Origin of the sequence: Dermabacter hominis NBRC 106157 (assembly GCF_001570785.1) — a bacterium.
GTDB classification, from domain to species: Bacteria; Actinomycetota; Actinomycetes; order Actinomycetales; family Dermabacteraceae; genus Dermabacter; species Dermabacter hominis.
Window position 1 is genome coordinate 216896 of sequence record NZ_BCSI01000001.1, and the last position, 12959, is coordinate 229854.

Below are 12959 nucleotides of genomic sequence, written 5' to 3' on the forward strand. Positions count from 1 at the left end.
CGTGCTCGACGTCAACCACTTTGACGAGCTCAAGATCGGCCTCGCGACGGCCGACGACATCCGTTCCTGGTCATACGGCGAAGTTAAAAAGCCCGAAACCATCAACTACCGCACCCTCAAGCCCGAGATGGACGGCCTCTTCTGTGAGCGCATCTTCGGCCCGACCCGCGACTGGGAGTGCTACTGCGGCAAGTACAAGCGCGTGCGATTCAAGGGAATCGTGTGTGAGCGCTGTGGCGTAGAGGTCACCAAGTCCTCCGTGCGCCGTGAGCGCATGGCCCACATCGAGCTTGCGGCTCCCGTGACGCACATCTGGTACTTCAAGGGCGTTCCGAGCCGCCTCGGCTACCTGCTCGACCTCGCGCCGAAGGACCTCGAGAAGGTCATCTACTTCGCGGCCTACATGATCACAAAGGTCGATGACGAGGCCCGTCACACCGACATGCCCGAGCTTCAGAGCCGCCACGACCTCGAGATCCGCGAGCTCGAAAATGAGCGCGATGCCGCGATCAACGATCGCGCGGTCGCGGCCGAGAAGGACCTCGCTCAGCTCGAGGAAGAAGGCGCGAAGGCCGACGCGAAGCGTAAGGTTCGCGACTCCGCGGAGCGCGAGCAGGCGCAGATCCGCAAGAAGTATGACGCTGAGATCACGCGCGTGCAGAACGTGTGGGAGCGCTTCAAGAACCTCGAGGTTGCCGACCTCGAGGGCGACGAACAGCTCTACCGCGCTATGAAGCTCCGCTACGGCCACTACTTCGAAGGTGGCATGGGTGCCGAGGCCGTGCAGCAGCGCCTGCTCGACTTCGACCTCGATTCCGAGGCTGAGAAGCTCCGTGAGGTCATCGCGAACGGCAAGGGGCAGAAGAAGGCTCGCGCCCTCAAGCGCCTCAAGGTCGTTTCGGCGTTCCAGCAGACGACCAACTCGCCCGCCGGCATGGTGCTCGACTGCATCCCCGTGATCCCGCCGGATCTTCGCCCCATGGTGCAGCTCGACGGTGGCCGCTTCGCGACCTCCGACCTCAACGACCTGTACCGACGCGTCATCAACCGCAACAACCGCCTCAAGCGTCTCATCGATCTCGGTGCGCCCGAGATCATTGTGAACAACGAAAAGCGCATGCTTCAGGAGTCGGTTGATTCGCTGTTCGACAACGGCCGCCGCGGCCGTCCCGTCACGGGACCCGGCAACCGTCCGCTCAAGTCGCTCTCCGACATGCTCAAGGGCAAGCAGGGCCGTTTCCGTGCGAACCTGCTCGGTAAGCGCGTGGACTACTCGGGCCGCTCGGTTATCGTGAACGGCCCGGAGCTGCACCTTCACCAGTGTGGTCTCCCGAAGGGCATGGCTCTCGAGCTGTTTAAGCCGTTCGTCATGAAGCGCCTCGTGGATCTCTCCCTCGCGCAGAACGTCAAGGCCGCCAAGCGTATGGTCGAGCGTTCGCGCCCCGAGGTGTGGGACGTTCTCGAAGAGGTCATCACCGAGCACCCCGTGCTGCTCAACCGTGCACCCACGCTTCACCGCCTCGGCATTCAGGCGTTCGAGCCGAAGCTCGTCGAGGGCAAGGCCATCCACCTGCACCCGCTCGTGTGTGGCGCCTTCAACGCTGACTTCGACGGTGACCAGATGGCCGTGCACCTCCCGCTTTCGCCCGAGGCCCAGGCAGAGGCGCGCATCCTCATGCTCTCCTCGAACAACATCCTCAAGCCGTCGGACGGCCGCCCCGTGACGATGCCCGCACAGGACATGGTCATCGGCCTCTACCACCTGACGACCCCGAAGCCCGAGGCACTCGGCCACGGCCGCTCGTTCTCGTCGATCGCCGAGGCGATCATGGCCTTCGATAACAACGAGATCGACCTGAACGCACCGATCAACGTGCGCTTCACCGATATCGTGCCGCCGTCAGACTGGAAGGCCCCCGAGGGCTGGAGCGAGGGTGACCCGATCACCCTCGAGACCACGCTCGGCACCTACTACTTCAACGAGACCCTCCCCGAGGACTTCCCCTACGTTGAGGGCCAGGTTGGCAAGAAGCGCCTCGGCGGCGTCGTGAACGCGCTCGCCGAACGCTACGACAAGGGCCAGGTGTCGGCCTCGCTCGACGCGCTCAAGGCCTACGGCTTCTCGTGGTCGACCTACTCGGGCGTGACCTTCGCGTTCAGCGACGTTGTGGCGCCGCCGAACAAGCCGGAGATCATCGCGAAGTACGAAGCGAAGGCCGCGCAGGTCGAGGAGAACCGCGACCTTGGTCTCGTCTCCGAAGCCGAGCGCAGCAGCGAGCTCATCGACATCTGGACCGAGGCGACCAACGAGGTTGCCGAGGCGATGAAGGCGAACTTCCCGGTGGACAACACGATTTACCGCATGGTGCACTCCGGTGCCCGTGGTAACTGGATGCAGATCCGCCAGATCGCCGGTATGCGTGGCCTCGTGAACAACCCGAAGGGCGAGATTATTCCCCGCCCGATCCTCTCGAACTACCGCGAGGGTCTCTCGGTGCTCGAGTACTTCATCGCATCGCACGGTTCGCGTAAGGGCCTTGCCGATACCGCACTCAAGACCGCGCAGTCGGGTTACCTGACGCGTCGTCTCGTGGACGTCTCCCAGGACGTCATCGTGCGTGAGGGCGATTGTGGAACCTCGAAGGGCTTCACGATGGCCATCGGTGAGGACCTCGACGGCGTCATCGTGCCCGCCGACAACGTTGAGATCACGGCGTACGGCCGTACGCTCGCGCAGGACGTGGCAGGCGAAGACGGCACGGTTCTCGCATCTGCAGGTGACGACGTCGGCGATGTGCTCATTGAGAAGCTCCTCGCCGCGGGTGTCACCGAGGTGAAGGTCCGCTCCGTTCTCACATGTGACTCCGCCGTGGGCACGTGTGCACAGTGCTACGGACGCTCCCTCGCGACCGGCCAGCTTGTGGACATCGGCGAGGCCGTTGGTATCGTCGCCGCGCAGTCGATTGGTGAGCCCGGTACCCAGCTCACGATGCGTACCTTCCACTCCGGTGGTGTGGCGTCGGCTGAGGGCGACATCACGCACGGTCTCCCGCGTGTGCAGGAGCTCTTCGAGGCACGTACCCCGGCGGGCTTCGCCCCGATTACCGAGGTTGCGGGCCGCGTGAGCGTCGACGAATCCGAAAAGCAGCGCAAGCTCACCGTGACGCCGGATGACGGCAGCGAACCCGTGACCTACACGCTTTCGCGTCGCGTGACCCCGCTCGTCTTCGACGGCGACCACGTCGAGGTCGGCCAGCAGCTCTCCCCGGGCTCGGTTGACCCGAAGCAGGTGCTTCGCATCCTCGGCCCGCGCGCCGTGCAGAAGCACCTCGTGGACGAAGTCCAGAAGGTGTACGTCAGCCAGGGTGTGGACATTCACGCCAAGCACATCGAGGTCATCGTTCGCCAGATGCTGCGCCGCGTGACGATCGTGGCCTCGGGCGACACGAAGCTTCTGCCCGGTGACCTCGTCGAGAACGCCGCGTTCATCGAAGCCAACCGCGCTGCCCTCGCCGAAGGTGGTGAGCCCGCTCAGGGCCGCCCAGAGCTCATGGGTATTACGAAGGCGTCGCTTGCGACCGAGTCGTGGCTTTCGGCCGCCTCGTTCCAGGAGACGACCCGCGTGCTCACCGAGGCTGCACTTAGCTCCAAGAGTGACAAGCTCATGGGTCTCAAGGAGAACGTCATCATCGGTAAGCTCATCCCCGCGGGCACGGGCCTTCCCCGCTTCCGCAACTTTGAGGTGGAGCCGACCGACGAGGCGAAGGCGCAGATGTACACGGTTCCCGGGTACGACGACTTCGGTCTCACCGACTTCAGTGGTGCCGGCTCGAGCCTGAACCTCGACGACTTCAGCTACTCGGATCCGTTCAATACGGACTTCCGCTGATCTTCGCGCCTTCGGGCGTCACCGGAGGGCCGGTCCTTTCCCAAGCGGGGGAGGGCCGGCCCTCTTTTTCTCTGCTGTCGCGCAGGCCGCAGCGCCGCCTGCGCATGTGTGAGGCAAACCGCGGCGAGCGTCAAGCGTTGGCAAAATAGCGGTTTGTCTTGTTTTAAGGCTTGGTGTTGCGGGTACCGTCCCGCTTTCGTGCGCGACAAGATGGAGACATCCGAAATCCGCACTCGCGCCCACCGTGCGCGACGCTTCCCGTGCACTCGTCAATGCGAAGGACACTCGTGAAGAAGAAGACTCCGATTATCGCCGCAGCCGCACTCGCGACCGTATTCGCGGGCGGTGGCGGTGGCGCAGCCTACGCGATGTCGAACGAAGTCACCGTGAACGCCTACGGCCGCGTGTCAACGTTCCGCACGTTCGACACGCAGGTGGCCGACATCCTCGAAGCGCACGGCGTGGATGTCTCCCACACTGATCTCGTGAAGCCGGCTCTCGGCGAGACCGTCGACTCGGGTGACAAGATCGTCGTGAAAGAACGCGAAGAGGTCAAGCTCAGCGTCGATGGCAAAGAGCAGTCCGTTCTCGTCGAGGGCGGCACCGTTGCCGATGCTCTCTCGCAGGCCGGAATCGACGCCAAAGGGGCCGCGGTGTCCCCGAAGCCCGACACCAAACTTGAGGATGTCGACGGGCCCGTGACCGTGACGACCCCCAAGGACATCACTGTGACCGGCATGAACGGCTCGTGGGTTGCCAAGGGCACGACCGTTCGAACGGTTCAGGACCTCCTCGATAAGTACTTCGCCGATTCGGTCGACGCCGACGACGACGTCACACCCTCGCGTGACACCGTTCTCAAGGATGGCGACACGATCCACCTCGTGCGCCTCAACTCCGAGGAAAAGACCGAGAAAGTCGCGATCGACTACAAGACCGAGACCCGCAAGGACGACGCGATCTACGAAGGCGAAACTCGCGTGGTCACGAAGGGGGAAAAAGGCGAAAAGACCATCGTCAAGAAGGTTTCGACGACCGACGGAAAAGTGTCGGGCGAGGAAGTCGTGAAGGAAGAGGTCACGAAGGAGCCCGTCACCGAAGTCATCGCCAAGGGCACCAAGAAGCGCCCCGCTGAGGAACCGAAGACCGAGGACGTGAGCACGGACAGCGGCAACGACTCGGAGCCGAGCCGCAAAAAGAACGACTCGAAGCCGAGCCGAAAAAAGAGTAGCGAATCCGCGCCCCAGGGCGGCAAGGCCGTGAGCGGCGTTCGTTCGTGCGGTGCCTCGTTCTACGGCAACGGCGACGGCACGGACGGCGGCCCCACGGCAAGCGGCGAGCGTTTCAACACGCACGCGTACACCGCGGCCCACAAGAGCCTGCCTTTCGGCACGCGCGTGCGCGTGACCAACAAGGCCAACGGCCGCAGCGTGGTCGTGCGCATCAACGACCGTGGTCCGTACGTGGGCGGTCGCTGCCTCGACCTTTCCTACGCGGCGATGAAGAGCATCGGCGGCGTGAGCTCCGGCGTGGCGCGCGTCGACTGGCAGATCGTCGAGTAAGTCACCAAGGCAAAATGCGGGCCGACGGTTCTCAGCAACCGTCGGCCCGTTTCCTTTGCTGTTGCCTGCGCGACACTTCCAGGTTCCCGTGCATGTGATGTACGACGAACTAGCCCCAGTCCTTTGACCGGAATAAAACGCGCAACGTAGACTGATGAACTGTGCCTGGGTGCCCTATGCCCTCTCGCGGCCTCGCCTCGTGCGAGTGCAATGAGCGGGGGTACGGTACCGCAGTCACCGGGCCTCATTAGGGGTCCGTGCGGGTCGAGATTGACACCCCCTCGCGGCGTCATCTCGGGTCGCGGCCCACTCCACACCCGTGGACCCGGTGCTTCGGCGCCTGTGGGCAAAGAAGGTGATCTGGCCGTGTGAAGAGCGCGGCTAGCGACAGAAAGAGAAAAAGTGCCTACTATTCAGCAGTTGGTGCGCAAGGGTCGCCAGGATAAGCCTGTCGCCTCGAGCACGCCCGCGCTCAAGGGCTCGCCCCAGCGCCGCGGCGTGTGCACCCGTGTGTACACCACCACCCCCAAGAAGCCGAACTCGGCGCTCCGCAAGATTGCACGTGTTCGTCTCTCCTCCGGTGTCGAAGTTACGGCCTACATCCCCGGTGAAGGCCACAACCTCCAGGAGCACTCGATCGTCCTCGTTCGCGGCGGTCGTGTGAAGGACCTCCCGGGCGTCCGCTACAAGGTCGTTCGTGGTTCGCTCGATACCCAGGCCGTGAAGGGTCGCCAGCAGGCGCGCTCGCGGTACGGCGCGAAGAAGGAGAAGAAGTAATGCCACGTAAAGGTGCAGCTCCCAAGCGTCAGCTCGTGGTCGACCCGGTCTACGGCTCGCCCATCGTCACTCAGCTCATCAACAAGGTTCTCCTCGACGGCAAGAAGACCGTCGCCGAGCGCATCGTTTACGGCGCTCTCGAAGGCTGCCGTGAGAAGAACGGTCAGGACCCGGTTGCGACCCTCAAGAAGGCTCTGGACAACATCCGTCCGTCCCTCGAGGTTCGTTCCCGTCGCGTCGGCGGTGCCACCTACCAGGTGCCCGTCGAGGTGCGTGCCGGCCGCTCGACGACCCTCGCGCTGCGCTGGCTCGTTGGCTACTCGCGTGCTCGCCGTGAGCACACGATGACCGAGCGCCTGATGAACGAGATCCTCGACGCTTCGAACGGCCTCGGTGCCGCTGTGAAGCGCCGCGAAGACACCCACAAGATGGCGGAGTCCAACAAGGCCTTCGCTCACTACCGCTGGTAATCGCCGGCGGTACTCGAACCGAAGCGCAGAAAGGCATAGCCCGTGGCACTTGCAGTGCTTAAGGACCTCAGCAAGGTCCGCAACATCGGCATCATGGCACACATCGATGCTGGTAAGACCACCACCACCGAGCGCATCCTGTACTACACCGGCGTCAACTACAAGCTTGGCGAAACCCACGACGGTGCCGGCACCATGGACTGGATGGAGCAGGAAAAAGAACGCGGCATCACCATTACGTCCGCGGCGACGACCTGCTACTGGCACGAGAACCAGATCAACATCATCGACACGCCCGGCCACGTTGACTTCACCGTTGAGGTGGAGCGCTCGCTGCGCGTTCTCGATGGCGCTGTTGCCGTGTTCGACGGCAAGGAAGGTGTCGAGCCGCAGTCGGAGACCGTGTGGCGCCAGGCCGACAAGTACAACGTGCCGCGCATTTGCTTCGTCAACAAGATGGACAAGATGGGTGCGGATTTCTTCTTCACCGTCGGCACCATCGTTGACCGACTCAAGGCGAAGCCGCTCGTCATGCAGGTGCCGATCGGCGCTGAGTCTGAGTTCCGCGGCGTGATCGACCTCCTCGAGATGAAGGCCTACGAGTGGCCCGAAGAGTTCGAAGAGGACGCCCCTGAATTCAACAAGAAGAAGGGCGATGCCGCTCTCGGTCAGTACCAGAAGGAGATCCCGATCCCCGCGGATCTCCAGGCCAAGGCTGAGGAATACCGCGAGAAGCTCGTCGAGGACGTCGCCGAGGCAAGCGAAGAGCTCATGGAGAAGTACCTCGAAGAGGGCGAACTCTCGATTGAGGATCTCAAGAAGGGCATTCGCGAACTCACGATTTCCTCGCAGGCCTACCCGGTGTTCTGTGGCTCGGCGTTCAAGAACAAGGGCGTGCAGCCCATGCTCAACGCCGTCGTCGACTTCCTTCCCTCGCCGCTCGACGTCCCGCCGATGGTGGGCCACGACGTCAACGATGAGGAGAAGGAGCTCACCCGTAAGCCTTCGGCTGACGAGCCTTTCTCGGCGCTCGCGTTCAAGGTTGCCGCTCACCCGTTCTTCGGCTCGCTCACCTACGTGCGCGTGTACTCGGGCCACGTTGAGACCGGTACTCAGGTGCTCAACGTCACCACGGGCAAGAAGGAACGCGTCGGCAAGCTCTTCCAGATGCACTCGAACCAGGAGAACCCTGTCGACGAGGCATTCGCGGGTCACATCTACGCGTTCATCGGTCTGAAGGACACGACCACCGGCGACACGCTGTGCGACGCGCAGCACCCGATCGCCCTTGAGTCGATGACCTTCCCGGAGCCCGTGATCTCGATGGCCATCGAGCCGAAGACCAAGGGCGACCAGGAGAAGCTCGGTATCGCGATTCAGCGTCTCGCCAAGGAAGACCCGACCTTCCAGGTCGAGCTTGACGAGGAAACCGGCCAGACGGTCATCAAGGGCATGGGCGAGCTTCAGCTCGACGTGCTCGTGGATCGTATGCGCCGCGAGTTCAAGGTCGAAGCGAACGTGGGCTCGCCGCAGGTGGCCTACCGCGAGTCGATCAAGAGGACCGTTGAGAAGTTCGACTACACGCACAAGAAGCAGACCGGTGGTTCCGGTCAGTTCGGTAAGGTTCAGATCACCTTCGAGCCTCTTACCGACGCTGAAGAAGGCGTGTTCTACGAGTTCGAAAACCTCGTCACCGGTGGTCGCATCCCGCGTGAATACATCCCGAGCGTTGACGCGGGTATTCAGGATGCGCTCCAGTCCGGCATCCTCGCCGGCTACCCGGTGGTGAATGTCAAGGCATCGCTTATCGACGGTGCTTACCACGACGTGGACTCCTCGGAAATGGCGTTCAAGATTGCCGGTTCGATGGCGACGCGCGAGGCCCTCAAGAAGGCCCAGCCGATTCTCCTCGAGCCGATGATGAGCGTCGAGGTTCGTACTCCCGAGGAGTACATGGGAGATGTCATCGGCGACCTGAACAAGCGACGTGGTCAGGTTTCGTCGATGGAGGACGCGAGCGGGGTCAAGATTATCCGTGCTCTCGTCCCGCTGTCCGAAATGTTCGGCTACATTGGCGACCTGCGTTCCTTCACGCAGGGCCGCGCGATGTACACGATGCAGTTCGACAGCTACGCGGAGGTCCCGAGGAACATCTCGGAAGAGATCATCGCGAAGACGCGGGGCGAGTAAGCCTTACGAGGATTTGCGGGTAGAGTAGATCTGTTCGCTGATTCTCGGACCGCTTGGGTCGCCTCCATTCGGGGGCGCCCCACCCGTTCAACAGAAGTACACCCAACCAAAGTCCTAGGAGGACACACTATGGCTAAGGCCAAGTTCGAGCGTACTAAGCCGCACGTCAACATCGGCACCATCGGTCACGTTGACCACGGCAAGACCACGCTTACCGCTGCCATCTCGAAGGTTCTGTACGACCAGTACCCGGACCTCAACGAGCAGCGCAACTTCGATACGATCGACAACGCCCCTGAGGAAAAGCAGCGCGGCATCACGATCAACATCTCCCACATCGAGTACCAGACCGAAAAGCGTCACTACGCTCACGTCGACGCTCCGGGCCACGCCGACTACATCAAGAACATGATTACCGGCGCTGCTCAGATGGACGGCGCAATCCTCGTGGTTGCCGCCACCGACGGCCCGATGGCTCAGACCCGCGAGCACGTTCTTCTTGCTCGCCAGGTTGGCGTTCCCTACCTCCTCGTTGCCCTCAACAAGTGCGACATGGTCGACGATGAGGAAATCCTCGAGCTCGTCGAGATGGAGGTCCGTGAGCTCCTCGCTTCGCAGGAGTTCGACGAGGACGCTCCCGTCGTTCGCGTTTCGGCGTTCAAGGCGCTCGAAGGCGACGAGCAGTGGGTCAAGTCGGTTCAGGACCTCATGGCCGCAGTCGACGAGTCGATCCCGGATCCGGTTCGCGACATGGACAAGCCGTTCCTCATGCCGATCGAGGACGTCTTCACCATCACCGGCCGTGGCACCGTTGTGACCGGTAAGGTTGAGCGTGGCAAGCTTGCCATCAACTCGGAAATCGAGATCGTGGGTATCCGCGAGGCTCAGAAGACCACCGTTACCGGTATCGAGATGTTCCACAAGCAGATGGACGAGGCTTGGGCAGGCGAGAACTGTGGCCTCCTCCTCCGTGGCACCAAGCGTGAAGACGTTGAGCGTGGCCAGGTTGTTGTGAAGCCGGGTTCGATCACCCCGCACACCGACTTCGAGGCTCAGGTCTACATCCTCTCGAAGGACGAGGGTGGCCGCCACAACCCGTTCTACTCGAACTACCGCCCGCAGTTCTACTTCCGTACCACGGACGTGACCGGCGTTATCACCCTCCCCGAGGGCACCGAGATGGTCATGCCTGGCGACTCGACCGAGATGACCGTTGAGCTCATCCAGCCGATCGCTATGGAAGAGGGCCTCGGCTTCGCTATCCGTGAGGGTGGCCGCACCGTTGGCTCGGGCCGCGTTACCAAGATCATCAAGTGATCTAACGCTGCATAGCCTGCAGAGTTAAAAGAAGAGGCGCCCCGGATTCGTCCGGGGCGCCTCTCTATGCGTTGCGGGGACGGGCTCGAGAGGGGAGAGGGCGTCGGGGCCGCGGGTCTCCCTGGAGCCGATGTGGGGGGCACACGGGGTGCCCCTTTCGCGGATCTGTACCCAACGTTTGTGGCGGAACGAGGCGTGATACCGCCGCAAACGTTGGGGTTAGGTTCCTAGGTCAGAAGGAGGTGTGGCCTGGCTGGTTGGGGTGCCGGGTGGTCGGGGTGCTCGGGGCTCAGCCGAGGTCAGTTCCGTCTAACCGCGTGGGTGCGGCTCGTCATCACCGTGGGTGCCGCGCGCGGAATCAGGGTCCGACGGCAACCCGAATGTTGGTCGCTTCGGAGCTTCGGCATCGTCGCTCTTCAGCGAAGTGGAATCGCCGAAGCTGTGAGCATCGTCGCGGGTGGCCCCTGACGCCATCGAACCTTGTGCCGGTTCCATCGGATCCCGGCTCTCAGGTGCGCTTTGCCCGTACTGGGGTCGATTGGAGCGGGCAGACGACGGACCGTCCGCGCCGTAGCTGGGCGAACCAAGAGGTTGCGTGCCAGGCGATTGAGTGCCAGGCGACTGCGTGCCGGGCCCTGTCGGTCGATTCTTTGCGGAGTCACCATAGCCGGTGCCCCCAAAGGCGCCGTCGCCGAGACGGATGCCTGCGCCGGTGAGGATGCGGCGCGCGTCCATGACGTTGCGGTGCTCGACGAGCAGCTCGTAGTGCATGGGGACCGTCGCGGTCATGGACGTGAAGTCGCGTTGACCACCGCTCATGGCATGCCCGATCACGGCCCAGACCGTGAAGAACACGGCGCCGAGGAGAACGGAGCTGAGGATCGTCGAAAGCCAGTTCGAGGAAAGCATGCTGAACAGCAGGCCCACGAAAAGTCCCATCCACATGCCGCTGAGCGCGCCTCCAAGGATGACTCGGCCCCAGGTCTTGCGCCCGGTCACGCGCTCGATGAGGCGCAGGTCGGTTCCCACAATGAGGGTGTTCTGTACCGGAAAACCGGCGTCGGCGAGGACATCGACCATGCGCTGAACGTCGGCATACTCCCTATACGTCCCAAGCGACTGCGGAAATTCGAGTGAAAATGCCTGCGATTGGAGCGGGCTGTGCGGCTGTTGGCTCATGGGCCCACTCTAGGATGCTCACCTGCGCGTCTGTTCGAAACAGTGAGTCGCACGGCGCTAGAGCCTGCGGCATGGCGCTGGAGCTTGCGCGAAGGTGAGAGCCTGGCAGCGCGCGGGGGCGGGTTTGCGGCAGGGCGTGAGGGTGCGAGGGTGCCCGGCGGGAGAGTCCGACGGTGTGAGCTTGCGGCAGGGCGTGAGGACGCGAGGGCGTGCCCCTGTGGCAGGGGAGTCCGACGGTCGATGTCCGACGGTGAATGCTTGTGAGGCGTTCCACGCCACGACCCCTGGTGCGCGTTTGCGATACGTGGCAAACTGGATGAGTTGCTTGCGCGAGCGGCCATGCCCGGTTCCGTTCCCCGTCTCTGGGAATGACCACCGGATGACGCTCAGCCCAAGGATGCGAACAGTGTGGATACTCCGCTGAGGGCGCATCGTTCGAGGGAAAAGTCGCAAGGACAAGGGTTTCGCGCGGCCTTTTTGCGCCTCGCAAGAGCGACACACCCGACCGCGGGTGTCGGTCTGGCCCACTCCATGTAAGAGCGGTTTTAGAGAAAGAGATAGACCTAGGCTATGGCGGGACAGAAGATCCGCATCCGGCTCAAGTCGTATGACCACGAGGTGATTGACAGCTCGGCGCGCAAAATCGTCGACACTGTCACCCGCGCTGGTGCAACGGTCGTGGGCCCGGTGCCGCTGCCGACTGAGAAGAACGTTTTCGTTGTGATCAAGTCGCCGCACAAGTACAAGGATTCCCGTGAGCAGTTCGAGATGCGCACCCACAAGCGCCTCATCGACATCGTCGACCCCACGCCCAAGGCTGTGGATTCGCTGATGCGCCTCGACCTGCCTGCGGACGTCAACATCGAGATCAAGCTCTGAGGTATCGGAACACATGAGTAACGAACTGACAGGGCAGCGCGATCGCGTCATCAACGGCGTGCTCGGCACCAAGCTTGGCATGACCCAGGTGTGGGACGAGGACGGCAACATCGTCCCCGTGACCGTGGTTCAGGCCGGCCCGTGTGTCGTCACGCAGGTCCGCTCGCAGGACGTTGACGGCTACGACGCTGTCCAGATCGCGTACGGCGCGATCGATCCCCGTAAGGTGACGAAGCCCCTCAAGGGTCACTTCGAGAAGGCCGGCGTGACGCCGCGCCGTCACCTCGTTGAGCTCCGCACGAACGACGCCGCGGAGTACGAGCTCGGCCAGGAGATCGACGCTTCGATCTTCGAGGCCGGCCAGAAGGTCGACGTCGTTGGCACGACCAAGGGCAAGGGCAACGCTGGTGTCATGAAGCGTCACGGCTTCGCCGGTGTGAGCGCCTCGCACGGTCAGCACCGCAACCACCGCAAGCCCGGCTCGATCGGTGGCGCTTCGACCCCCGCTCGCGTGTTCAAGGGCATGCGCATGGCGGGCCGCATGGGCGGTAACCGCAATAGCGTCCAGAACCTCACCGTTCAGGCGGTGGACGCCGAGAAGAACCTCGTGCTCATCAAGGGTGCCGTTCCGGGCCCCAAGGGTGGCATCGTTCTGGTTCGCTCGGCCGTCAAGGGTCCGAAGAAGGGAGCCTGATT

9 protein-coding genes are annotated in these 12959 nt (G+C 63.0%); 8 read left to right on the top strand and 1 reads right to left on the bottom strand.

Going from position 1 to position 12959, the window contains the following annotated elements; genetic code table 11:
* Nucleotide 1 precedes the first annotated feature (1 nt).
* From DEHOM01_RS00930 to tuf, 6 genes are all read left to right on the top strand, one after another.
* On the top strand, nucleotides 2-3889 hold the full coding sequence (locus DEHOM01_RS00930) for a DNA-directed RNA polymerase subunit beta' (RefSeq protein ID WP_061211099.1): 3888 nt from the start codon (nucleotides 2-4) through the stop codon (nucleotides 3887-3889).
* Between the two features lie 287 nt (nucleotides 3890-4176).
* The gene (locus tag DEHOM01_RS00935) at nucleotides 4177-5451 is read left to right on the top strand and encodes a septal ring lytic transglycosylase RlpA family protein (protein ID WP_061211100.1); all 1275 of its coding nucleotides are present in this window, start codon (nucleotides 4177-4179) and stop codon (nucleotides 5449-5451) included.
* Nucleotides 5452-5853: 402 nt separating this feature from the next.
* The gene (rpsL, locus tag DEHOM01_RS00940) at nucleotides 5854-6228 is read left to right on the top strand and encodes a 30S ribosomal protein S12 (protein ID WP_016664014.1); all 375 of its coding nucleotides are present in this window, start codon (nucleotides 5854-5856) and stop codon (nucleotides 6226-6228) included.
* Nucleotides 6228-6698, top strand: a complete 471-nt coding sequence (rpsG, locus tag DEHOM01_RS00945; protein WP_016664015.1) for a 30S ribosomal protein S7 — start codon at nucleotides 6228-6230, stop codon at nucleotides 6696-6698. Before rpsL ends, rpsG begins: the two co-directional genes overlap by 1 nt.
* Before the next feature lie 42 nt (nucleotides 6699-6740).
* A complete protein-coding gene (gene fusA, locus DEHOM01_RS00950) occupies nucleotides 6741-8888 on the top strand; it encodes an elongation factor G (RefSeq protein WP_061211101.1) in 2148 nt (715 codons plus the stop codon).
* A gap of 129 nt (nucleotides 8889-9017) precedes the next feature.
* Nucleotides 9018-10205 carry an elongation factor Tu gene (tuf, locus tag DEHOM01_RS00955; RefSeq protein WP_061211102.1) on the top strand — a complete coding sequence of 396 codons (1188 nt, stop codon included), beginning with the start codon at nucleotides 9018-9020 and terminating at the stop codon, nucleotides 10203-10205.
* 309 nt (nucleotides 10206-10514) lie between these two features.
* On the opposite strand, the gene DEHOM01_RS00960 is transcribed toward tuf, so the two are convergent.
* Nucleotides 10515-11384, bottom strand: a complete 870-nt coding sequence (locus tag DEHOM01_RS00960; protein ID WP_061211103.1) for a YflT domain-containing protein — start codon at nucleotides 11382-11384, stop codon at nucleotides 10515-10517.
* Between the two features lie 570 nt (nucleotides 11385-11954).
* On the opposite strand from DEHOM01_RS00960, the gene rpsJ reads away from it, so the two are divergent.
* Nucleotides 11955-12263 carry a 30S ribosomal protein S10 gene (rpsJ, locus tag DEHOM01_RS00965; protein WP_055089348.1) on the top strand — a complete coding sequence of 103 codons (309 nt, stop codon included), beginning with the start codon at nucleotides 11955-11957 and terminating at the stop codon, nucleotides 12261-12263.
* Nucleotides 12264-12276: 13 nt separating this feature from the next.
* Nucleotides 12277-12957 carry a 50S ribosomal protein L3 gene (rplC, locus tag DEHOM01_RS00970; protein ID WP_016664020.1) on the top strand — a complete coding sequence of 227 codons (681 nt, stop codon included), beginning with the start codon at nucleotides 12277-12279 and terminating at the stop codon, nucleotides 12955-12957.
* Nucleotides 12958-12959 lie beyond the last annotated feature (2 nt).